This is a genomic window from Pedobacter sp. (assembly GCF_040513095.1).
In the GTDB taxonomy this organism is placed as follows: Bacteria; Bacteroidota; Bacteroidia; order Sphingobacteriales; family Sphingobacteriaceae; genus Pedobacter.
In genome coordinates this window covers 96,067-119,751 of record NZ_JBEVDX010000014.1, presented here as the reverse complement: position 1 = coordinate 119,751, position 23,685 = coordinate 96,067, and the positions used below count along the sequence as shown (strand labels likewise).

Annotated in this window: 15 protein-coding genes; 10 read left to right on the top strand and 5 right to left on the bottom strand. The window is 42.7% G+C overall.

Annotated elements, in window-relative coordinates; genetic code table 11:
- The 4 genes from ppk1 to ABWY16_RS02500 all read left to right on the top strand — a co-directional run.
- Positions 1 to 1,916: polyphosphate kinase 1 (gene ppk1, locus ABWY16_RS02515; RefSeq protein WP_353903075.1), on the top strand; the 1,916-nt coding region annotated here is incomplete at its 5' end.
- Entirely contained in the window at positions 1,913 to 2,788 is an 876-nt protein-coding gene (locus tag ABWY16_RS02510) for an SdiA-regulated domain-containing protein (RefSeq protein ID WP_353903074.1), read from the top strand. The genes ppk1 and ABWY16_RS02510, both read left to right, overlap by 4 nt.
- Before the next feature lie 3 nt (positions 2,789 to 2,791).
- Positions 2,792 to 5,155, top strand: a complete 2,364-nt coding sequence (locus tag ABWY16_RS02505) for a GAF domain-containing protein (RefSeq protein ID WP_353903073.1) — start codon at positions 2,792 to 2,794, stop codon at positions 5,153 to 5,155.
- A 10-nt stretch (positions 5,156 to 5,165) separates the two neighbouring features.
- The gene (locus ABWY16_RS02500) at positions 5,166 to 7,775 is read left to right on the top strand and encodes a BamA/TamA family outer membrane protein (RefSeq protein WP_353903072.1); all 2,610 of its coding nucleotides are present in this window, start codon (positions 5,166 to 5,168) and stop codon (positions 7,773 to 7,775) included.
- 214 nt (positions 7,776 to 7,989) lie between these two features.
- Here the strand turns inward: ABWY16_RS02500 and ABWY16_RS02495 are convergent, their stop codons facing one another.
- Positions 7,990 to 8,784 carry a hypothetical protein gene (locus ABWY16_RS02495; protein WP_353903071.1) on the bottom strand — a complete coding sequence of 265 codons (795 nt, stop codon included), beginning with the start codon at positions 8,782 to 8,784 and terminating at the stop codon, positions 7,990 to 7,992.
- Between the two features lie 210 nt (positions 8,785 to 8,994).
- Here ABWY16_RS02495 and ABWY16_RS02490 point away from each other — a divergent pair, with 210 nt between their 5' ends.
- Positions 8,995 to 10,401, top strand: a complete 1,407-nt coding sequence (locus tag ABWY16_RS02490) for a glycogen synthase (RefSeq protein WP_353903070.1) — start codon at positions 8,995 to 8,997, stop codon at positions 10,399 to 10,401.
- Between the two features lie 13 nt (positions 10,402 to 10,414).
- Complete coding sequence (locus tag ABWY16_RS02485) at positions 10,415 to 11,689, top strand: glucose-1-phosphate adenylyltransferase (protein WP_353903069.1); 1,275 nt, start codon at positions 10,415 to 10,417, stop codon at positions 11,687 to 11,689.
- Positions 11,690 to 11,759: 70 nt separating this feature from the next.
- Here ABWY16_RS02485 and ABWY16_RS02480 read toward each other — a convergent pair whose 3' ends face one another.
- The 4 genes from ABWY16_RS02480 to ABWY16_RS02465 all read right to left on the bottom strand — a co-directional run bounded on the left by ABWY16_RS02480 (position 11,760) and on the right by ABWY16_RS02465 (position 16,561).
- Positions 11,760 to 12,629, bottom strand: coding sequence for a PD-(D/E)XK nuclease family transposase (locus ABWY16_RS02480; protein WP_353903068.1), 870 nt, complete (start codon positions 12,627 to 12,629; stop codon positions 11,760 to 11,762).
- 123 nt (positions 12,630 to 12,752) lie between these two features.
- Entirely contained in the window at positions 12,753 to 13,805 is a 1,053-nt protein-coding gene (locus tag ABWY16_RS02475) for a 2Fe-2S iron-sulfur cluster-binding protein (protein WP_353903067.1), read from the bottom strand.
- A gap of 22 nt (positions 13,806 to 13,827) precedes the next feature.
- Positions 13,828 to 15,186 (bottom strand): sensor histidine kinase, encoded by a 1,359-nt coding sequence (locus ABWY16_RS02470; protein WP_353903066.1) that lies wholly within the window; start codon positions 15,184 to 15,186, stop codon positions 13,828 to 13,830.
- 4 nt (positions 15,187 to 15,190) lie between these two features.
- Positions 15,191 to 16,561 (bottom strand): sigma-54-dependent transcriptional regulator, encoded by a 1,371-nt coding sequence (locus ABWY16_RS02465; protein WP_353903065.1) that lies wholly within the window; start codon positions 16,559 to 16,561, stop codon positions 15,191 to 15,193.
- A 175-nt stretch (positions 16,562 to 16,736) separates the two neighbouring features.
- On the opposite strand from ABWY16_RS02465, the gene ABWY16_RS02460 reads away from it, so the two are divergent.
- From ABWY16_RS02460 to ABWY16_RS02445, 4 genes are all read left to right on the top strand, one after another.
- Positions 16,737 to 17,981, top strand: a complete 1,245-nt coding sequence (locus ABWY16_RS02460) for an efflux RND transporter periplasmic adaptor subunit (protein ID WP_353903064.1) — start codon at positions 16,737 to 16,739, stop codon at positions 17,979 to 17,981.
- A 55-nt stretch (positions 17,982 to 18,036) separates the two neighbouring features.
- Positions 18,037 to 18,735, top strand: a complete 699-nt coding sequence (locus ABWY16_RS02455; RefSeq protein WP_353903063.1) for an ABC transporter ATP-binding protein — start codon at positions 18,037 to 18,039, stop codon at positions 18,733 to 18,735.
- A 127-nt stretch (positions 18,736 to 18,862) separates the two neighbouring features.
- Positions 18,863 to 21,235, top strand: a complete 2,373-nt coding sequence (locus tag ABWY16_RS02450) for an ABC transporter permease (protein ID WP_353903062.1) — start codon at positions 18,863 to 18,865, stop codon at positions 21,233 to 21,235.
- 43 nt (positions 21,236 to 21,278) lie between these two features.
- Complete coding sequence (locus ABWY16_RS02445) at positions 21,279 to 23,651, top strand: ABC transporter permease (protein ID WP_353903061.1); 2,373 nt, start codon at positions 21,279 to 21,281, stop codon at positions 23,649 to 23,651.
- The last annotated feature ends 34 nt before the right edge of the window (positions 23,652 to 23,685 follow it).

Sequence of the window (23,685 nt, the reverse complement as noted above, 5' to 3'; positions counted from 1 at the left end):
TGGATGAATTTTACAGGGTCAGAATGCCTGTCCTGATGGCCATCGATAATTTTGACGACAGAACTGGTCTGTACAATTCTTATTTTAAAGCACAATTTCTGATCAACCAGCAGCAGGAGCGATTCGGTCACCTGCTGGCTAACTACCTGTTGCCGGCACTGAGGGAAGAAAATATACACTGGTTATACAATGAGGAGATACCCTCATTTATCCAGGACCAGGCGGCCGGTGTATTTTTTAACGAAGTTCTTGCCTATATCAGGCTGTTCTCGGTGGAGAAAGACGATGATGGCTTTTTTGCCGAAAACAATAAACTTTACCAGGCCATCATGCTTACTGATGGCGCCGGTACAGAACGCCTCGAACTGATCACCGTTCCTTCTGATGTATTGCCCAGGTTTTTTGTCCTGAATAAAGCAGATATGAAATACGTGGTGTTTCTGGATGATATCATTAAAAGTAACCTGGCTTATCTTTTTCCCGGAGAGACGATTACAGGAGTTTACAATATAAAAATTACCAGGAACGCAGAACTGAATCTTCGTGATGAAATTGATGAAGATATTACTGCAGCCCTGGAAAAAGAACTGAAAAAACGCGACCTTGGTTTTGCCACACGTTTTCTGTGTCAGCCCGGAATTCCTTTAAGACATTTATACAGAATTATTTATACGCTGGATCTTTCCAACGCATCGGTAGTGCAGGGGGGATTTTACCATAACATGAAGGACCTGGGAGGTTTTCCGCTCCAGGATGCGCATTTGAGTTATACCAAATGGCCTTCACAACAATCGTTAGCTATAAAAAAAGAGGAAACTCTTTTTGAACTGATCCTGCAGAAGGACCTCATGGTGAATGTACCATATCAAAACTACGACCCTGTTCTCAGGTTTTTCAATGAGGCGGCGAATGATACTTTCGTGGAAGAGATCTACGTTACGCTCTACCGTGTAGCTGATAACTCCAGGATCGTTAACGCATTGATTACAGCAGCTAAAAACGGGAAAAAAGTTTCGGTAATGGTTGAGCTGAAGGCAAGGTTTGATGAGGCCAATAATATCAAATGGGCTTCGCGAATGAAAGCTGCAGGTGTAAAACTGATTTACAGTAATGCAGATATGAAGGTGCATGCTAAGGTTGCACTGGTAAAAAGAACGGTCAGAAATGAAAGTCATTATTTAGGGTTGCTGGCTACAGGAAATCTGAACGAGTCTACCGCAAGATTCTATACCGATCATATCCTCATGACCGCGAATCAGGAGATGCTCCAGGAATTGCAGCTGCTTTTCGGCTTTCTGCGTAAAAAGAAAAAGAAGCCTTTGCTGGAAGATGCGATCAATTTTGAACATTTGCTGGTTGCACAGTTTAACCTTCAGCAGAAATTTCTCAGCCTGATAGACCGGGAAATAGAAAACGCAAAGCAAGGCCTCTCCGCAAGGATGGTGATCAAGATGAACAACCTGGAAGAGAAAGTGTTGATATCCAAATTGTACGAGGCTTCCAATGCCGGGGTGAAGATAGAAATGATCATCCGCAGTGTTTGCTGCCTTATTCCAGGTGTTCCCGGACAGAGCGAAAATATAACTATTAAGCGTATTGTAGACAGATATCTGGAACATGGACGGATATTTGTGTTCCATAATAACGGTAACAAAGAGGTTTATATGGGATCGGCCGACTGGATGAACCGCAACATTTACGGAAGGATTGAGGTTTGTTTCCCCGTTTATGATAGTTCCCTGAAAGCACGACTGATAGAAATTCTTGATTTGCAGCTGAACGACACTGTTCAGGCGGTGGAGCTCAATGAAGAACTGCAAAACAACTATTCGGCGGGAGAGCCACGGATCAGTTCACAGCGGGCAATATATGATCTGCTGAAAGAAGCAAGTAAAACAGAAACAACGAAGGCATGATGAAAGGACTAGTTAAAAAGCTGATAATATATACCCTCCCTGTGATGGTACTGATAGGATTTTACGCTTGTAAACCCTCAAAACCTGCATTTACAAGTCCCAGGGGTTATGATCTGAACCATCCTGAGAAATTCAATATGCCTGAAAGCTTACTTGAAATTTCGGGAATCGCGTTTTACAAGGACAAAAGTGATACTGTCTATTCCATTCAGGATGAAGACGGCAGGCTTTTCAGGCAGGGCTGGATGACCAAAAAGCAACAGCATGTAGTGTTCGGTTCAAAAGGGGATTATGAAGATCTGGCTATTCTGAACGAAACGATCATGGTGCTGGAAAGTGATGGGACGCTCTATGTTTTCCCATTTACTGAAGCCACCCAGGAAAAGGTAAGTGATATAAAAATATTTAAAGATATATTGCCTAAAGGAGAATACGAAAGCATTTACGCTGATAACCAGACAAACCAGGTGTATATGCTGTGTAAAAACTGCAAGGATGACAAAAAAGATAAAACTATGTCGGGCTCAATTTTTACTTATAATGCCGGCAAAAATGAACTGATCCCATCTGGGAAATTCTCGATGGACCTGTCAGGAATGATAAAGGAAGATGAAATTCTTAAAACGGGGTTAAAAGCATCAGCACTGACAAGGGATCCACATTCCGGCGAATGGTACATTCTTTCTTCTGTGAACAAGGTGTTAGTAGTAGCTACGCCTGACTGGAAGGTGAAAAGTGTACACCGTCTTAATTCTTCCATTTTTAACCAGCCCGAAGGTTTGGCTTTTGATAAGCAAATGAATTTGTATATATCCAATGAGGGGGATGAACTCTCTGCCGGTAATATCCTGAAGTTTAAACATAAACCCTAAAAAATGCAGGCAATAATTTTAGACTTGAATAAATCCATTTGCGGAAGCGGTAAGGAGGCAATTGGAACTGATATTCAGTTTTCATTACGGCCCTTCATAAACTTTCTTATTGATAAACAGCAGCATGAAAAAACTGCGAAGGTCAATTTTTATAATTACATGCTGGAGCAGTTTTCGGTATATCCCGAGCTGCAGTTACCTATACCCAAAGAAGAAACATCAAAATACAATCACTTATACGAGCTGATATACACTGCGCTATCACCGATAATTAACGACGAGGGCGAAAGCTTATGGGCTTTGGGGAGACCTGTATCGCCATGTTTTTATTATGGTACAGACGCCTTTTACGCAGTGCTCCTGGGTAAGGACGGACAGCTGAAGCAAAATATTGCATTGCCTACAAAAGAGGTAATGGAAGAAAGTAAGCTCAGGAACTTCTATAACCTGATATTAAAGAGGTTTTACAACTTTACTCTCGGAGGCCAGCAGGATACGATTAAGTCTATCGTTGACCAGCAAACCCGGCTGCTAAGGTATTACAGGATGAACATTGACAACCGCTTTCTGGAAATTACAGCTAAAGGGGATCTGCCGGAATTGTCTTTAGAGCGGGTGAAGGAGTATATGGAGGATGAAAGCTCAAGCATCGAATTGCTGAAAAAAGTGATACCCCCGGAAATGTTCAGCTTTGAAGGACTTTCTATAGTAAGCCTTACAGATGTTACTTCAGAATATGCACTGGAGGCTATTAAAAATACAATAATTGAACATAACCAGTGTCTGGAAGGATGGAATAACTCTGTGATTGTTACTGCACTGAAATCACTTGTTGGCTCTCCTGCAATAGAATTCAGCCTTCTGCCATACATGAGGCTGAATAAAAAGACTTTATTGTACAGCCATGAGGGTTTTGAAAGCGTGATCATCAGACAGGCCAGGCTGAACGGTCTGCCTGAAAATGAATATACCTTGCTGGCCGACAGTTTTATTGCACATCCGCGCAGGCTGATCTTTACAGATATCAGCAAGGTTGATGCAGATGAATTTCCTTTGTTAAAGCTCATTAGCGATAGCGGCATTCACTCTTACGGGCTTTTCCCCCTGTATTACAATGCAAAGCTTGTGGGCTGCCTCGAAGTCTTTACACACGATCCCCTTGCTTTTAATGGCAGCATACTTTCCAATATCGAAGCTGCCTTTCCACTGCTTGCACAGTTATATCAAAATATTATTGTTGATTTCAATAACGAGATCACCTCAATTATCACAGATAAGTTTACAGCCCTGCAGCCTTCTGTTCAATGGCGTTTTATCCAGGTAGCTTATGATTATATGAAATCAGGAGCTGCCGAAAAGAACCTGCCTATCGACCGGGTGTATTTTGAGGATGTTCATCCATTTTATGGGGCAGTGGATATCAGAAATTCGAGTATCGAACGCAATTTGATGATCAGAAGGGACCTGTATGCCCATTTTGAAGTGCTCGAAGTTACCCTTGATAACCTGAAGTCGAAAATTCCGCAGGACTTTGCTGAAAGTTTCCCCAGGCAGAAATCCGCCTGGAATCATAAGAGTTTTGACGAGATGTCTGACCGTGAAATCATGAAAACAGACGATTACCTGCAAAGGCAGCTTCCAGCATATTTTAATATGCTGGTGGATGAGCACCCTGAAACGAAGGAACTCATTGATGAGTATTTTGCGTTGACCAGGCAGGGGGGGAAGATCTATGAAAACCGCGACAACTATGAGTTGAGCATGCAGATGATCAATCATGCGCTGAACCGCCGCCTGGATGAATTTAATGCTGAACTACAGGAAATATATCCCTGCTATTTTGAGAAGTTCAGGACAGACGGGGTAGAGTTTGATATTTACCTGGGACAGTCGATCACCCCTGAAGTCAGGTTTAACCAGTATTACCTGACAGATTTCCGCTTCAGACAACTGAAGACAATTGCTGAAATAGCTCAGATAACCGGTAACCTTACACCGCATTTACCTATACCTTTAGAAACAACACAGCTGATTTTTGTTTATGATAAGCTGATTGATATTGGCTTCCGCCTGGATGAACAAAGGTTCGATGTGGAGGGCAGCTACAATATCAGGTATCAGATGGTGAAAAAAAGAATAGACAAAGCACATGTCAGGGAAAGCACAGAACGCCTCACCCAGCCTGGCAAAATTGCCATTGTTTATTTCAATCATGCCGAAGCCCAGGAATATTTGGGTTATATTCATCGGCTGCAGGAACAGAAACTGCTCAGCGATGTTATCGAATATATCGATGTAGAAGAACTGCAGGGGGTTGAAGGATTGAAAGCATTACGGGTTGAGGTGGCAATGAATAAGACAGCATAACAAAATATACATGGTTTCCAGGAAGAATAAAATTAGTTTACTGGCGATTGCCTTTTATACAGGCTTGCCTTGTATGGCTGTTGCCCAGCAGTATCAGACAAGGGACTCAATCACCATTGCTATTTCTCCTGTTTACGACTCTGTGAGCAAAGCACACCGCTTCTTTTTTGGGGAGAGCTACCGCAAACTTTGGGCAACGCCTGTAAAAATACGGGTGATTGATCTGCAAAAAGAAAAGGGCGGACTGAAAATCATCAAACTGGGTGGTGGAAATCAGACGCGCTCACTGCAATTGCAGGATGCCTCCGGGCAGGAGTGGGCACTCAGAACGGTACAGAAATATCCTGAAAGAGGTTTGCCCGAAAATCTGAGGGCTACAATCGCCAAAGATATTGTACAGGATCAGATCGCTACCAATCACCCTTTTGCATCTCTGATCGTTCCTCCTTTGGCTGATGTGCTGAATATCCCACATGCGCACCCGGAAGTGGTATACGTAGGTGATGACCCCGGTCTGAAAGAGTACCGGAAGGATTTTGCCAATGCGGTATACCTCATTGAAGAACGCTCACCTATTGGTCGCGAGGAGAGCGATAATACCCTGAAAATAGAGCGCAAACTCGAAGAAGACAATGACCACCAGGTTGACCAGAAGCTGCTGCTGAGAGCAAGGTTGCTGGATTTTATCGTGGGCGACTGGGACCGGCATGAGGACAACTGGCGCTGGCTGAAGGAAGAAGACAAAAAAGGAGATAAAACATATATCCCGGTTCCCAAAGACAGGGATAAAGTATTTTACAGTACATCAGGCCTTTTACCCTGGGTGCTATCACATCAATGGTTAAAAGCCAATTTGCAGCCCTACCAGGCAGAGATCAGGGCAATTGACCAGTACAATTACAACCAGCAGAATTTTGACCGTTATTTTTTAAATTCTCTGTCTGAAAAAGATTGGCAAGAGGCCGTGAAAGAGGTACAGGAGAAAATCAGTAATGCCGTCTTAAGACAGGCCATGATGAAAATCCCCGCAAATATTTTTGCAGAGGGAGGAGAGAAAACTCTTGGCATTATGATCGCCAGGAAGGATAACCTTGGAAAGACTGCCCTCGACTACTATCGTTTTTTATCAGCTACGGTAGAAATCACCGCTTCAGATAAAAAGGAATATTTTGAAATCAAACATCAGAAAGACGGCGATATTGAACTGACCATCCACAACCTTAAAAAGGATGGTGAACAGGGGAGGAAACTCTACCACAGAACTTTTGATCATACTGTTACTAAGGAGATCAGAGTGTATGGAATGGCTGGCGCAGATATCTTTGATGTAAAAGGCAAAACTAAATCCCCGGTTACCGTAAGACTGATCGGTGGTGATGACAAGGATAGCTTTAAAATCAATACTGAGCTGAACGCCCGGAGCAATACTTATATTTATGACCGCGGTGATGAGGAGAATGATCTGCCTGCCGCATCCCTTGCTAAACTACGCTTATCAACTGATACCGCTGTAAACCAGCATAAGTTCAATTACATTTACGACCAGTTTGGCCCTTTATTCCACCTGAATTATAGTGTGGATCGCGGGATTCAGCCAGGTGTGGGCTTAATCCTCCAGAAACAGGGTTTCAGAAAGTATCCCTATGCTTCCAAACAGGAATTTTGGGTAGACTACTCCACAGGAAGAAAGGCATTTATTCTCAGTTATACCGGAGACTTTAAAAAGGTAATCGGCGACTATAACCTAAAGATAAATGCACAACTGCTGGGCCCGCATAACCTCAGCAACTTTTTCGGACTGGGCAATGAAACGTCCTTTATCCAGCACGACATTGAAGGGGCAAATGAAGACGACGAAATAGATAGAGGTATATCTTATTACCGCAACCGTTATGACTACCTGACTGCTGATTTTCAATTGTATAAAAAAGTTGAAAAATGGACAATTGGTGCTGGTATAACCACGGAGTATTATACAAGCAGCTCCGGGGCAAATGATGAAAGGTTCCTGAAAGATTTTAATCTTACAAACCCTGAGGAGAACGTTTTTGCTGACCAATCTTTTGCAGGACTGGTCACTGAAATCAATTACGACTCGAGAGACAATATCGCTATCCCCAAAAAAGGCCTGTACTGGAACACCAGAATTTCAGGAAGCCAGCAACTCAATGGCGATCATAACCGTTACGGTAAGGTTCAAACGGAATTCCGTGCCTACTTCAATCCTGGAAACAGTGGTTTCGTGATTGCCAACCGCGTAGGCGGGGGTACTACCTTTGGCAATCCCGAGTACTTCCAGCTGATGCAGCTTGGAGGTGTGCACAATCTTCGTGGATACCATACCAACCGCTTTACCGGAAAAACAGTGGCTTATGAAAGTCTTGATTTCAGGTTGAAGCTATTTGACTTTACCTCTTATGTTGTTCCCGGTTCATTCGGCCTCCTTGCATTCAATGATGTAGGCAGGGTATGGTATCCGGGCCAGTCATCTGACAAGTGGCACTACGGTTACGGCGGAGGAATTTATGTTGTACCAGCTGATCTGATACTAATTCAGGCCGCAGTAGGTATTTCAAGGGAAAGCACAATGCCATATATCTCGGTTGGATTTAATTTTTAAGGAATAGATCCAGCCATCCTTCTTCTTCGCACCATGCTATTCTTGCATCGTGCTATTCTTGCATCGTGCTATTCTTGCATCGTGCTCTTCCTGCATTATGCTACAGGAAACTCTAAAAAAATCCTGGTACATGTGTATCGGTGCCATCTGCCGTTCTTCAGCGGCAGGCAGCATCAACATACAGGTACCAGGATTTTAGCGAAGCCAGACTATCTTAGAGAACCTTATAGCTGACTTTATAACTCGTAGCAACCCCATTAACCGGGAACTTAACACTTTCAGGATATCCATCCTCATTATAAGTATAACTAAAACTCTGGTTGTTCAAAGATTTTAAAGGATAACCGCAGGAGCTGATATTGTTCAAGCCGGAAAGGAATAACATATTCTGTTCCTCAATTGCAAACAACCACGCAAAGCCCACATTTTTGAAGAGCCCGTTTTTGTCATCATAGCTATAGTTTGCCGAAACTACACCGGCAACGCCCTGTTCCATGATCAGGTTTCCATTGTCAGCGTATATTTTCTTGTCCGTACTCAAAAGTATCTGCTTCGAATCATAATGACTAATCTCGCTGATCTTTGAATCGCTTTGATAAGTAACGCTGAACATTCCTGCAAACACATCCTTATTACCCGCGATAGTATAAGAGGAGCCTTTTATTACCCTCCCGGAGTTGTCCAGTTTAAATTGGGTGTAAGCAACAATTTCATTCCCCAGGGCATGCGTCAACAGGGAAGGGCTCCCGGTTGCAGTAAACTCCAGTACCGAACTCGTCCCGTCTCCGTAATCTATTTTGGAGAGGGCAAGACCTGAAGTATAACTAAAGGTCATTTTGGATTTGCCCGTTCCCATTTGAAGGGGAAGCAGCTTAGCTTCCGGTTTAGAAATTACAGGTGGTGTAACCACACCAATCTTTTCGGTTTGTGACTCAGCTTTTTTGCAGGCCATTGGCATGCAGCATCCCAGTGCAAGGAATGCCGGCAGAATTTTTAAGTAAACTTTCATATGCTTAATAGTTAAAGTAATTAATTTTAAAATTAATGCTGTTTGTGCATATGTTGGTTATTTAATTAAAAAAATCATCGTACACGCCCTTTTATTCCTTGTTAGTTTATTTTGAAATAAACACAAACAAAGTGTAGTTTAATCCGGTTATAACTCATATTTTGATCTCAGATTTTGTTCAGTTTCAATGCTCCCCATCTTTAAAAATATATGGAAATAATTCACTTGAGCGCAGAATGTTACCCGGTTGCCAAAGTAGGTGGCCTGGGCGATGTTGTTGGCGCTCTGCCAAAATACCAGAATAAACTCGGGCACTTTGCAAAAGTGGTCATGCCTGCTTATAACAATTCGTTTTTATGGGAAAACGAATTCGAAGTGGTATATGACGCCTGGGTAAATCTGGGCCGTCAGGCATTCCCTGTACGTATACTCAGGGAAAAAACAAATAAGCTAGGCTTTGATCTTTACCTTGTTCAGGTTATAGGACTAACTGACAGGGACAGGGTTTATGGATATGCCGATGATACGGAACGGTTCCTGGCTTACCAGATTTCAGTGCTCGACTGGATTAACCAGTGGGAGCACCGTCCTGATGTAATTCATTGCCACGATCACCATACCGGTCTTGTGCCATTTATGACCGCAAACTGCGAGCGTTATAAAAGCCTGAACCAGATTCCTACTATACTTACCATTCATAATGCCCAGTACCAGGGGCAATTTGGCTGGGATAAAATACACTACCTGCCGGCATTCGACCTGTGGAAGTCAGGTATGCTGGAATGGAAAAATGCAATCAACCCATTGGCTTCAGCTATCAAATGCGCCTGGCGTGTGACTACAGTTTCGCCCAGCTATCTTGACGAATTGAGCCAGCAGGCAAATGGCCTCGAAGGACTCCTGAGCATGGAGCGCGGAAAATCCTCAGGTATACTGAATGGTATTGATTTCGAAGTGTGGGATCCCAAGACGGATGTAATGCTCGACAAAACTTACAATTTCAGGACAGTAGAAAGTGGTAAAAAGGCAAACAAAGCGGCCCTCTGTGCTGTTTTTAATCTGGATCCAACAAAGCCGTTATTTACTTTTATCGGAAGATTAGTAGGTGAAAAAGGCGCAGATCTGTTACCGGATATTTTTCACAACGCCTTGGCGCATAGCAAAGGTAATATTAATATCCTTGTTTTAGGGTCAGGTGACCCTGTAGTTGAAGGCAAATTATCAGAACTTCACAATTGGTTTTCAGGTAATTATAACGCATATATCGGGTACAATGAAAAGCTTTCACACCAGATTTATGCAGGAGCGGACTTTCTGCTGATGCCGTCACGGGTTGAGCCATGCGGTCTAAATCAGATGTATGCCTTACGATACGGAACTATTCCGATTGTAAGGAGAATTGGCGGATTGAGAGATACTGTAACGGATATTGGTGATGGTGGATTTGGAATTTGTCATGATCAAACAAGCGTTTGGGATGTAGGGCAGGCAATGGGTAGGGCTTATGAGCTTTACCAGGATAAAAAAAGAATGAAAGGAATCCTTAAATATACAATGCAATTGGACCATTCCTGGGATAAGGCAGCCCAACAATATATCGATACATACCAAATGTAAATTAATAAATTATATGACTGAAAAAGTATTAGGAGTTATTCTTGGCGGTGGTCAGGGCTCCAGATTATCACCACTGACCCAAACACGTTCAAAGCCGGCAGTTCCCATTGCAGGGAAATACCGTTTAGTAGATATTCCTATTTCCAATTGCCTGAACTCCGGTATACACCGTATGTTCGTACTTACGCAGTTCAACTCCGCGTCACTCAACAAACACATCAAAAATACCTATTACTTCAGTCATTTTAGTGATGCATTTGTTGATATCCTTGCCGCAGAACAAACCCCGGATAACCCTACCTGGTTTCAGGGAACTGCCGATGCAGTAAGACAAACGATGCACCATTTGTTACAGCACGAATTTGAATATGTACTCATCTTATCTGGAGACCAGTTGTATCAGATGGACTTCAATGAGATGCTGCTGGCACATGAAGCAAGCGGTGCGGCTGTAACACTGGCAACAATACCAAGTACGGCTAAAGACGCTACAAGTTTTGGTATCCTGAAAGCTGACGAAGATAATATCATCACTTCATTTATAGAAAAACCGAGCAGTGACCTGCTGGTAGACTGGGCATCTGATACAGGACCGGAAATGCAGGCTGAAGGCAGGAATTACCTGGCATCCATGGGTATCTATATATTTAACCGTGAGCTTTTGTTAAGCATCTTTGCTGAAAATCCTGATGAAAAGGATTTTGGAAAAGAGATCATTCCAAGAATGCTGAAAGAACAGAAAGTACTGAGTTTTCAATATGAAGGATACTGGACTGATATTGGTAATATCTGTTCATTCTTTGAAGCCAATCTGGGCCTGACTGACGATATTCCTAAATTTAATCTTTTTGACAGTCACCAGAGCATTTTTACGCGTCCGCGTATGTTGCCGCCAACTAAGATATTGAGCTCATCTCTTGACAAGGCAGTGATTGCTGAGGGCTGTATTCTTAATGCAGATTATATCAAGCATTCCGTAATTGGTATCCGTTCCCGCATTGGTAATGGAACTACTATTGAGAACGCTTATATTATGGGAAGCGACCGTTACCAGACACTGGGAGAAATAGATGAAGAGAATGCTAAAGGTAATCCATTGATCGGCATCGGAGACCGCTGCAGGATTATCAATGCGATTGTAGATAAAAATGCCAGAATAGGAAACGATGTTCAGATTAACGGTGGAGAACATATGGCAGACGGAGATTTTCCATCTTACGCTGTTAAAGACGGAATTGTAGTTGTTAAAAAGGGAGCCATCATTTCAAATGGCACTGTGATCGGCTAAGATTTTTATTAAAGTAACAGATCGAGGATGTTTAAATCAAACATCCTCTTTTTTTGATTTGTATAGCTGATCAAAACACACTGCCAATTTCATTTGCGATTTCCAGCATGCCTTCCTCAAACCCGGTTTCATAACCCATTCTAAACACTTCAAGGAAGTACGCTTTCGATTCCTCATCCAGGTTTCCTTCATCCATTTCTCTCTGCAAAGCCTCATTTGCGGCCTGATCGGGATCGTATATTTTAAAAATGTGCTTTCTCTTTTTAAGGTCTGCTGCATATACAGCCTGCTGTTCCGCGGTTAAAGCAGAAACCTCAGCTGCCTCAAAAATTTTCCTGAAGCTCTCATCCTGAAACTTCTTTGGGATCTGATTCAAATGACGCAGGTGTTTGAGCAGGTAGAACCATTTGTCCATATCCGTTTCCAGGGCTTTTGCGGACTTATGAAATTCGGGTATTTCAAGGAATTTGAAGCCCAGTTTGCCGGCAGGATTTCTCCTCAGGTCTGTTTTTGCGAAACTGATTTCCCTGTAATACATATCCTCACAATCGCCGAAACTGAAGTCGATTAGTCCCAGCAGATAATGTTCTTTTACAGCAGATGGCGATTTTTGATCAGGAGCTTCGGCCTCCTTAAAAAACCTTGCCATAAATTTCCGCGAACTTTCACGGAACGATTCTTTCTCGATCCGCCGTATCAGCACAGTAAACTGCTTTCCGTTTTTCTCCTTACAGAGCAGGTCGGACAGTACATCTTTAGCTTGTTCCTTATCCCTGTTTATTTCAACGGGCACGAAGATAACTTCTACAATCTCTTTTTTCTCCTCAAAAACAGCGTTCAAAAATTTCAGCAGGATCTCTTTGTTCAGCTCGCTGCCGAAAAAATGCTTAAATCCAAAATCTGTTAAAGGGTCAATGTAACGGTTGTTTTTTTCTGACATAGTTAATGAATTAGATGTCAAAAATAACTTCTGTTATTGAATAAAGCAAATTAAATAAATAATAAATTAACTTAAGATGTAATTATAGCTCTTTATTATTCCTAAATATAAATATATTTTACTTTATATCACTATTCTGGTATTGTTTTCAGTGGGATGCCCTGTACAGATCAAAACTCTTCCCTGTGCTATTTCCTGATCAGTAAGTATCTCATTGTAGTCCATCCTCACATTTCCAGCAGTACAGGTTGCCACGCATGAACTGCAGATGCCCGCCCGGCAACTGTAAGGAACATTGATTTGATGCTCGAGGGCAACCTGGAGTATCCTTTTGTAATAAGGTACTTCCAGCTGGTAAGTATTGTCGTTAAATTCAAGCAGAACAGTATAAGTATTTTTATCACTTACTTCTTTTTCAGTCATGTCGTCATCGTCGGCTTCATCTTCAGGGATAAAATAGGTTTCCTTTTTGATCTGGTCCAGACGGTAGCCCATTGCAAGCAATGAAATCCGGCACATGACCATATAATCAATAGGTCCGCAGGTATAACACAATGCGTCAGCCTGATCGTACTCAAGATTGGCGGCAATAAGATCCTGGATCAGGAAGCCGTTTAATCTTGCAAACTGCAAACGTTTGCTGTCGCTAAATAAAAAAATCAGTTTAAATCTTTCCGGATATTTTTGCTGCCACTCATTGAGTTCTTCATAAAATAAAGTCGTGGACTGCGATCTGTTACTGTAGATCAGCACTATATGGGAACTGCTTTCTGTAACCAGAGCTGTTTTTAGGATAGAGAACACAGGAGTGATGCCCACACCGGCAGCAAAGAGAAAGACCGTCCGCCTGATTTCCTGAACAGGATGATAAGTAAACAAACCGTTTGGAGGTAATGCTGTAAGGATATCCCCCACTGCTGTCTTATGGTGCAGATTTTTGGAAATCTCTCCATTTTCAACAAATTTCACGGCAATACTCAGAGGTTCGTTTACATCCGGCGAACTGCAAATCGAGTATGAACGCCTGATCTCCTTTCCATTGACTTCAAACAATACAGTCAGAAATTGTCCTGCTGCATAAAGGGGCATGATACCATCAAGAGTGGCTAACTGAATAAAAACATTGTCCCCTGGCTGCTTTGAAATAGCTGTGATACGTAGTTGAATGGTGGTCATGCTGCAAATCTATTGATTTCCTTTAAACATAATTGAAAACCAGTGAGAAGATCGTCTTCTCCCCCGGAACAGATGTTACTTCGAGACTGCCATAATGCATTTTCATAATGTTTCTGGTGATGGTGAGCCCAATGCCGGAACCATTCTTCCGGGTAGTGAAGAAGGGCACAAATATCTTTTCCAGCAGGTCTGCTTCTATGCCTTTTCCATTGTCTGCCACATCAATAAAGAGTTTGTTTTGTTCCAGCCGGTAATCTATCTCTATCAGCGGATGCTGCGTTTCTTCCAGAGAATGAATACTGTTCGTTACCAGGTTAATCAGCGCCTGTTCTACCAGTTTCAGGTCTACATTCACAGAGATCTTTGAGGATGTTTGTCCCACTTTCAAACTGATGTTTTTTGCTGCAGCAAAGGGCTGCATGAGCACATGTATATGCTGTAAGATCCCGCCGATGCTGTGGAATTCAAGCTCGGGTGTGGGCAGTTCTGCAATCAGCCTGTAATCCTTTACAAAACCCAATAGTCCTTCAGAGCGTCTTTTGATCGTTTGTATCGCCGGTTTAAGGTCTTCAAGATCTTCTTTGCTCAGATAGTCTTTATTGATTACCATGGTGTTTACTGTATCAGACAGAGAACTGATCGGCGTTATAGAATTCAGGATTTCATGAGAAATGACCCCGATAAGCCTGTTCCATGCTTCGATCTCTTTCTGTTCAATCTCGTCTTTAATGTTCTGAAAAGATACAATCATATAGTCTGCACCGTAAAGATTCAGGGGGATCACTTCGGTAGACAGTTGAATGAGCTTATCCTGGATCTTCAGTTCCAGAAATCTTTTACCTCCCTTACGGATGTTTTCTATTTCTGCTGTAAATACGGGCAGGTGCTGTTTCAGGCGATGCCAGTATTTATAGGCAGGAACATTCAGCAATGCTGCTGCGGCTTCATTAAAGAAAGCGATCTCTGTATTCCCTGCGCTGTTTTTCTTTTCCTTTACTACAATCACTCCTACAGGAACCTGCTGCAGGATAGTTTTGATGAGCTGAAACATTGCATCCTGCTCCAGCTGAATATCTTTATGGGTTTTGATGATGTCATCAAAAGAGCTGTAAAGATCCGGGAAACTCCCTTTAGTGCTCTTATTCCTGAAATTAAGGGTATGGTCGCGCGTTTTTATCGCCAGGATAAAGCGTTTGATATCCGATCTGATCTGGTTGATATAACTGTATAGTGAAAAAACCGCCATCAGCAGTATAAAAGAGACACCTGCAATGGTAAACCAAAGTCTTGTTTTCAGTATCAGGTAAATCAGTACGATCCCCAGTATATTGATAAACAATAATTTGAAGATCAGCCTGAAAGTAAAACGCTCATAAAACATAGGCTTATAATCCGAATTTTTCTATCCTGCGGTAAAGGGCGGCACGGGTAAGTCCCAGTTCTGCAGCTGCGCGGGAAATATTGCCCTTGTGGGTATCTATTGCTTTTTGTACCATCATCCTTTCCATTTCCTCAAGATCCATATTTGCAGTTACCGGAGCAGCACTTCCAAATCTTTGCGGACTTAGCTGCAGATCAGTTTCTGTGATCTCATGTCCATCGGCCATAATGATAGCCCTTTCCATCACATGCTGTAATTCCCTTACATTTCCAGGCCAGTGATAATTCATCAGGGTTTTTCCTGCCTTGTCATTAATCCGGCTGATATTTTTGTGGTACTTCGTACTGAAGGTCTGAAGAAAATGATTAGCCAGTAATAAGATATCTTCAGCACGCTCATGCAGTGGTGGCAGCATCAGTTCTACCGTATTGATCCTGAAAAGCAGATCCTGTCTGAAGGTACCTTTTCCCACCATCTCGTTCAGTGGCATGTTGGTCGCGGTGATCAGCCGGACATTCACCTTGCGTTCCTTACTTTCCCCAAGCCGGGTAACAGTACGGTTTTGCAGGACAGTCAGTAATTTTGATTGCAGTGGCAGGGATAAATTGCCAATCTCATCGAGAAAAATCGTCCCATTGTCGGCCAGCTCAAACCTTCCGGGCCTGTCGTCCCTTGCATCGGTAAAAGCACCTTTGGCATAACCAAAAAGCTCACTTTCAAAAAGGCTTTCGCTCAGCGAGCCCAGATCCACATGCATGAAGATATGGTTCTTTCTTAAAGAATGTTTGTGCAGCTCATAGGCAAATACCTGTTTACCGGTGCCGTTTTCTCCGAGGATCAAAACATTGGCATCTGTAGGTGCCACCTTAACCAGCGTATTCTGCAAGTATTTAATAGGTCCTGAAGTACCAATAATATTTTCGAATTTCCTGGCGATATCATTCTGCAATGAAGAATGGATCTTCTCCAGTTTTTTAACTTTTTTAGTGGATTGTCTCAGTTTGGAGGCCGCAGAAAGGGTAGCGTATAACTTATCATTTTCCCAGGGTTTAAGAATAAAATCAATCGCTCCTTTTTTGATGGCCTGAACTGCCAGTTCCACATTTCCGTAAGCGGTCATCAGGATTACCACATAATCTTTATCAATAGATAAGATATGTTCCAGCCAGTACAGACCTTCCCGGCCGTCACTCGCACCCTTCTGATAGTTCATATCCAGCAGGATAATATCAATATCATTGTGGCTGAGCAGCACATTGATTTCTTTTGGGGATTTGCAGGTGACCACCTGGTTAAAGTGCTGTTTTAAAAACAGTTTGGCACTCAGCAGGATATCATCATCATCATCAATCACTAAAACGTTTGCTTCTGTCATTTTATAAGATTTACCCAAAATTAATTGAATTGTCCGATGTTGTACATTAAGTGTCCGATAACGAACGTTGTTTTTTAAATAAAATTAGTAAATGGCTGACATATAGCAATTTAAATGCTTATTTTTTCTTTGGCATATCCTTGGCACAAGGCATAGCAGAACTACAGGTACAACAATGGACAAGATTATAGAGAAAAAGAGATTCAGTAAGAAAATGATACTTATGACTATAGGAGGCATACTGCTGGTCACGCTGGTAGCCTATGGTTATAAACTCTCATTGAGCAAGGTATACAAGGCCGATGCCGACAAACTTACGATCAGCAAAGTTCAGTATGGTGATTTTGAGGACGTGGTCTTGTTAAATGCCAGTGTAGTACCTCTTACCTCTGTTATCGTGAGTTCTTCTGAAGGGGGTACAGTGGCAGAGATCTTTGTTGAAAACGGTGCCAGCGTAACCAAAGGAACCCCGTTGCTCAGGATTGCCAATCCACATGCACTGTCAGGTTATACAACCAGCGAAACCGGAATTATTGAACAGCAGAACCAGTTGCGTAAGGTACGTCTGGATCTGGAACAGAACCAAAGGGTAATGACCCAGGATATGATGGTAATAGAGGATGCACTGAGGACAGCCAGGCGCAAGTACAGAATAGACAGTGCCCTGTTTGCAAAAAAGGTAATTACAAGAGAAGAATTCAATACCTCGAGTCAGGACTATGAATACAACAAAGGCCGGAAAGAGATCATGAAGCAGGCCGTAAAACAGGAAAATCAAAGCCGGGTAATGCAGCTGAAACAGATTGATTTTTCCGTTGGCCGGATGAATGAAAGCCTGGAATCTATCAGGGAGAATATTGAAAACATGACTATTAAAGCCCCTGTTTCGGGCAGGTTATCCTCTTATGATCCGGTTGTGGGTAAATCCTATACGGCAAATGAAATGCTGGGCAAGATCGATGTTTTACAGGGCTATAAATTACAGGCTGGTGTGGATGAATATTATGTAAACAGGGTGAAAGAAGGACAAACCGCCAATTGCGAATTCAACGGCAAAACTTATGAGCTGAGGGTGAGCAAAGTGATTCCTGAGGTTACCGCCGGGCAGTTTCAGGTAGAGCTGGTTTTTCTGGGCAAATCCCCTGATGAACTCCGCAGAGGTTTATCTTTACAGGTGAAGCTTACTTTATCGGACAACAGCAAATCACTTTTACTCGCACAGGGACAGTTTTTCCAAAGTACGGGAGGTTCATGGGTATTTGTCCTGAAAGACGGGAAGGCCCAAAAGAGAAACGTAAAAATCGGGCGCAAGAACTACCAGTACTATGAGATCATGGAGGGATTACAAAAGAATGAGGAAGTGATTACTTCATCGTACGACCAGTTCAACCAGTACGATGTAATTGAGGTCAGCAATTAAGGCTGGCCAATATTAAAGAAAATATAAAAAGACATAAATCATAAATAAGATCATCATGATAAAAATTGAGAACCTGGAGAAAGTATACAAGACGGAGGAAATAGAAACTACTGCATTGAACGGGATCAACATGCATGTGAAAACCGGTGAATTTGTCTCCATCATGGGGCCTTCAGGTTGTGGTAAATCCACTTTGCTCAACGTAATGGGTTTACTGGATAAACCTGAAAGCGGCAGCTATAAATTTTTGGAGACTGAACTGCTGAGCATGAATGACAAAGAGCGCTCAAACTTCCGAAAACAGAATATGGGCTTTGTGTTCCAGAACTTTAACCTGATTGATGAACTTACAGTGTTCGAAAATATAGAACTACCTCTCATTTATAACAGGGTCCCGGCTACAGAACGTAAACGTCTGGTGAATGAGATCATCGAAAGGATGAACATTGTGAACCGGAGTGGTCATTTTCCACAGCAGCTATCTGGTGGTCAGCAGCAGCGGGTTGCGGTAGCCCGTGCACTGGTGACTAAACCAAAACTGGTGCTGGCGGATGAGCCTACGGGTAACCTGGACAGCTCCCACGGTAACGAAGTAATGGAGTTACTGTGTGAGTTAAATGAGCAGGGGACCACTATTGTCATGGTAACCCACTCTTCGCACGATGCCAGTTTTTCCAATAGGATTATCAACCTGAAAGATGGACACGTGATCTCAGAAAAGATAAATAAAAGCCGCACGGAAGAATTGATTTAATGAAATACCATTGAGGTGATGGAATACCAATCGGGGTAGCTGGTGCATTTGAAGATTTCGTCTGGGGGTCTTTGAAGCACTGGCGGTCCCGCTGGTAAACTGAGAAACTCAAATAAATTTGCTTGCTATGTTCAAACTCAACTTTAAAATAGCTTTAAGAAACATCTGGAAGAACAAAACTTCTTCACTGATTAATATTAGTGGATTGGCTATAGGATTAGCAGCCTGTCTGATGTTGCTGCTGTATGTGTCGTACGAGTGGAACTTTGATAAACAAAGTAAAGACAATGCGAATACCTACCAGGTGATGATGAACCATAGGGGCGTAGACGGACAAATTACGGAGACGGGGCAGAGTACCTCGAATGTAATGGCGCCATTGTTTAAGCAGAAATACAGTTGGGTAAAGACATCAGCCAGGTTAAGCTGGGCTGCGCCATATCTGGTGTCTGCAAATCATACCGGTTTTAAAAAGACAGGGGCGTTTGCTGATCCGGGTATTCTGGATATATTTGATTACACATTCATTTATGGAGATCAGCGTACTGCACTGAATGCGCCAAACAGTGTAATCATTACAGAATCAACAGCCAAATTATTTTTCGGCACAACAGACGTACTAAATAAATCTATCCGTTTTCAGGATAAGCTGGACCTTAAAATTACAGGTGTAATCAGGGATCTGCCGGCCAATATGTCCAGATCTTTTGATTACCTGATGCCATGGTCTTTTTATGAGTCGCAGTTTGAATGGGCAAAAAAACCAAACTGGCAAAATTATAGCTTTACCACCTTATTAAAGGTAGACCCTAAAGCCAATATCGATCAGCTCAATTCCACTATTAAAGATCTTTATCTGGAGAACGGACTGAACTTAAAAGTTGAACCTTATCTTTTCCAATACAGCAAACTGCATTTGTACGGCAATTTCGTGAACGGCGTAAGTACCGGAGGCAGCATAGCACAGTTGCGTTTGTTCATGGGTCTGGCCGTAGGGATTTTGCTTATTGCATGTATCAACTTCATGAATATGGCTACAGCCAAATCTGAAAAGCGTGCCAAAGAGGTGGGCATCAAAAAAACTATTGGTGCTACAAGAAGCAGCTTAGTCAGTCAGTTCCTGATGGAATCTCTTGTGTTAACACTTCTTGCTGCAGTCTTAGCTGTTGTCTTGATTGAGGTGTGCCTTCCCTTTTTTAATCACCTTTTAGGGATTGAACTGGGAATCAACTACTCTGGTGCATCCATATGGCTGGGTTTGCTCGTGGTGGTGCTGGTTACCGGTCTCATCGCCGGAAGTTATCCGGCATTTTACCTCTCTTCATTCAACCCTGTTCAGATTTTCAGGATGCGGAGCCAGAGCAGGGGAATTCTTTCTGTCAGCCTCAGGCAAATCCTGGTAGTAGGGCAGTTCTCTTTTGCTGTGATTCTGATCATCGCCACCACAGTAATCTACCAGCAGATCCAGTTTATTAAAAACAGGCCGGTAGGCTATCAGATCAATAATCTGGTAGAAATGGAACAGGATGGGGAGTTGTATGCCAAATTTGAACTATTGAGGTCTAAACTGCTGGAATCGGGGGCAGTATCCTCAGTTCTGCAGTCATCTACAACGATCACCAGAGAACTTTCGAGTATTGCCAGATGTGCATGGCCGGGTTCTTCTGAGGATGACAAGCTTCTTAATTTTAACACTATCGCCACTACCTACGGATTTGTAAAAACTACTGGAATCAAATTGTTATATGGCAGAGATTTTTCCCCGAAATTTGCATCAGATACCAGTGGAATTCTGATTAGTCACTCTGCGATGAAAGTGATGAATATGAAAAACCCGATCGGTCAGGTTGTATTTCACGATGGTGATAAAGCTGTGATTGTGGGCGTTTTTGAAGATTTTATCCTTGGTTCTCCCTTTAGCACGGAAAAACCATTGATCATCCATTTCAATAAAGACTGGAGCGGGATCGTAACGATGAGGCTTAATCCTGTGCATCCTGCCGCAGAAAATATTGCTGCGATAGAAAAGATTGTAAAGCAGATCAATCCGGCCTATCCCGTGAATGTCACATTTGTAGATCAGCTGTATGCCAGGAAATTAACGGAACAACGCATACTTGGAGTATTATCCAACCTCTTTGGTGGCCTCGCCATCTTCATTTCCTGCCTGGGGTTATTCGGCCTGGCATCCTACAGCGCGGAGCAGCGAACCAAAGAGATAGGTGTCAGGAAAGTGCTGGGAGCCTCAGTGAGCAGCCTGATGGGGCTCTTGTCCTTCAGCTTCTTAAAAATGGTAGGTATTGCAATATTCATTTCAATACCTGTAGCAAATTATATCATGTCCAATTGGTTAAAGAGTTTTGAGTTTCATACTTCGGTGAATTGGGTGGTCATCGTGCTGGCGGCGGCCGGCACGATAGGGATCGCCTTATTCACCGTTAGTTTTCAGGCTTACAAAGCTGCAAAGGCCAATCCGGTAGAGGCCTTAAAATACGAGTAATATAAGATCATCCAGGCAATTAATCACCAAAAACCTTGTCACCATGTTTAAACTCAACTTTAAAATCGCTTTAAGAAACATCTGGAAGAATAAGACTTCCTCACTGATCAACATCAGCGGACTGGCTATTGGTTTGGCAGCTTGCCTGTTGTTGTTGCTGTATGTAGCGTATGAATGGAACTTTGACGGCCAGACTTTTGATCCTTCTAATACGTACAAGGTTTTGATAAACAATGTTGATGCAAATAAGAAGGTCACGAGCACCTGGCAGGCATCTACCAATGCCATTGCCCCACTTTTTAAAAGCGAATACCCAGAAGTAGAGGAAGCAGCGCGAATTGACGGGGCGGGTTTGAAACTTGTCGCCAATGGCAGGAAAAGCCTGAAAAGAACTGCCTGTTTTGCTGATGCCGATATACTCCGGATCTATAAATATACTTTCACCTCAGGGGACGCGAAAAGCGCGATGGAAGCACCAAATAGTATCATAGTTACGGAATCAACAGCGAAGGATTTGTTTGGGACTACGGATGTGCTCAACAAATCCGTTCATTTTGACGACAAGGTAGATTTGAAAATAACTGGTGTCATTAAAGATCTCCCTAAAAATACTTCAGTTTTCTTTGATTTTCTCATGCCCTGGACGTTGAACGAGGCTTTGAACAACTGGATAAAAGAACCATCATGGGGCAATTTCAACTATAATACAATTGTAAGAATGGCGCCGGGTACTGATATTAATAAGTTCAATCTCAGTATCAAAGGTTTTATGCACCGTCACAATCAGTATGCAGATGGTCAGTTGCTGGTATTTCCACTCAGCAAACTTCACCTGTATAGTACGTTTGTTAACGGTGTAAGCATAGGTGGCAATATTGAACAGTTACGGTTGTTTATGGGACTGGCTATTGGAATTTTGCTCATCGCCTGTGTCAATTTCATGAACATGGCGACCGCTAAGTCTGAGAAAAGGGCAAAAGAAGTTGGCATAAAAAAGACGATCGGTGCCACAAGACGCAGTCTGATCAGTCAGTTTTTGATGGAATCCCTGGTGCTAACAATACTGAGTTCCGTATTGGCAATTGTATTGATCGAATTATGTATCCCGGTCTTCAATAACCTGTTTGATACCAGCCTCAGGATCAACTACTCCAATAGTTTTATATGGCTCGGTCTCTTTGCTGTAATTTTGCTGACAGGACTGATTTCCGGAAGTTATCCTGCTTTTTATCTCTCATCCTTTAATCCGGTGCAAATACTCAGAAAGCGTAATTTCAAGACAGGATTGTTTTCCGTCAATCTCCGGCAGGTGCTGGTGGTTGGGCAATTCAGCTTCGCCATTATTCTGATCATTGCCACCATAGTAATCTATAAACAAATCCAGTACATCAAAAACAGGCCTATTGGATATGATATCAACACTTTGGTGCAAATGCCCCAGGAGGGCGAGCTTTATGGAAAATATAATCTGCTGAAAGATCGTTTAATCAGATCAGGAGCGGTTACCTCACTTTATCAATCATCCGGAACCATTGCCAATCATACTTCCAGTTTCTCCGGAATGGAATGGAAAGGATCTACTGAAGCAGATAAAGGCATTAACTTTTCACAGATTGCTACAACGTATGACTTCGTAAAAACAACTGGGCTGAAACTGATTGCAGGCAGGGATTTCTCAGAGAAATTTGCTTCAGACTCTGCCGCTTTATTGATTAACACCACGGCTTTGAAACTAATGAACCTGGCGGATCCGATTGGCCAGCCCGTGAATTATCACGGAAACAAATTTACAATAGTAGGGGTGTTCCGGGACTTTATACAGGATGCTCCGGGATCTAAAGAAACACCCCTGGTAGTAGCATTCACCAAAGGCTGGGGCGGAGTGCTGACGATGCGTTTAAATCCTGCAAATCCTGTTGCTGATAACCTGGCGACGATAGAGAAAGTAGTGAAAGATATCAATCCCGCCTATCCCGTTGAGCTCACTTTTGTTGACCAGTTGTATGCAGCCAAATTAAAGGCACAACAGCAATTGGGTGTATTGTCCAACATGTTCGGTGGACTTGCCATCTTTATCTCCTGCCTCGGTTTATTCGGCCTGGCCGCATACAGTGCGGAACAGCGCACTAAAGAAATAGGCGTAAGAAAAATACTCGGTGCTTCCGTTTCCAGTTTGATGCAGCTTTTATCACTCAGCTTCCTGAAAATGGTGGGCTTTGCAATTATCATCTCAGTACCCGTGGCAACATACCTGATGAATAACTGGCTGAATGGGTTCGACTTCCATACCAACGTAAGCTGGATGGTCGTGCTTCTCACTGCAGTTGGAACACTGGCAATTGCACTGCTTACTGTGAGTTACCAGGCATATAAAGCGGCAAATGCGAATCCTGTCGATGCATTAAAATATGAATAGCCTCAGAAAAGACCTAAGTAATAAATAAAAAGAC

Bases quoted from the DNA above. Each gene is read 5' to 3' on its own strand.
- ABWY16_RS02480 (WP_353903068.1), bottom strand. From the start codon at position 12,629: ATGTCAGAAAAAAACAACCGTTACATTGACCCTTTAACAGATTTTGGA.
- ABWY16_RS02460 (WP_353903064.1), top strand. From the start codon at position 16,737: ATGGACAAGATTATAGAGAAAAAGAGATTCAGTAAGAAAATGATACTT.
- ABWY16_RS02475 (WP_353903067.1), bottom strand. From the start codon at position 13,805: ATGACCACCATTCAACTACGTATCACAGCTATTTCAAAGCAGCCAGGG.
- ABWY16_RS02445 (WP_353903061.1), top strand. From the start codon at position 21,279: ATGTTTAAACTCAACTTTAAAATCGCTTTAAGAAACATCTGGAAGAAT.
- ABWY16_RS02490 (WP_353903070.1), top strand. From the start codon at position 8,995: ATGGAAATAATTCACTTGAGCGCAGAATGTTACCCGGTTGCCAAAGTA.
- ABWY16_RS02470 (WP_353903066.1), bottom strand. From the start codon at position 15,186: ATGTTTTATGAGCGTTTTACTTTCAGGCTGATCTTCAAATTATTGTTT.
- ABWY16_RS02450 (WP_353903062.1), top strand. From the start codon at position 18,863: ATGTTCAAACTCAACTTTAAAATAGCTTTAAGAAACATCTGGAAGAAC.
- ABWY16_RS02485 (WP_353903069.1), top strand. From the start codon at position 10,415: ATGACTGAAAAAGTATTAGGAGTTATTCTTGGCGGTGGTCAGGGCTCC.
- ABWY16_RS02500 (WP_353903072.1), top strand. From the start codon at position 5,166: ATGGTTTCCAGGAAGAATAAAATTAGTTTACTGGCGATTGCCTTTTAT.
- ABWY16_RS02510 (WP_353903074.1), top strand. From the start codon at position 1,913: ATGATGAAAGGACTAGTTAAAAAGCTGATAATATATACCCTCCCTGTG.
- ABWY16_RS02455 (WP_353903063.1), top strand. From the start codon at position 18,037: ATGATAAAAATTGAGAACCTGGAGAAAGTATACAAGACGGAGGAAATA.
- ABWY16_RS02505 (WP_353903073.1), top strand. From the start codon at position 2,792: ATGCAGGCAATAATTTTAGACTTGAATAAATCCATTTGCGGAAGCGGT.
- ABWY16_RS02495 (WP_353903071.1), bottom strand. From the start codon at position 8,784: ATGAAAGTTTACTTAAAAATTCTGCCGGCATTCCTTGCACTGGGATGC.
- ABWY16_RS02465 (WP_353903065.1), bottom strand. From the start codon at position 16,561: ATGACAGAAGCAAACGTTTTAGTGATTGATGATGATGATGATATCCTG.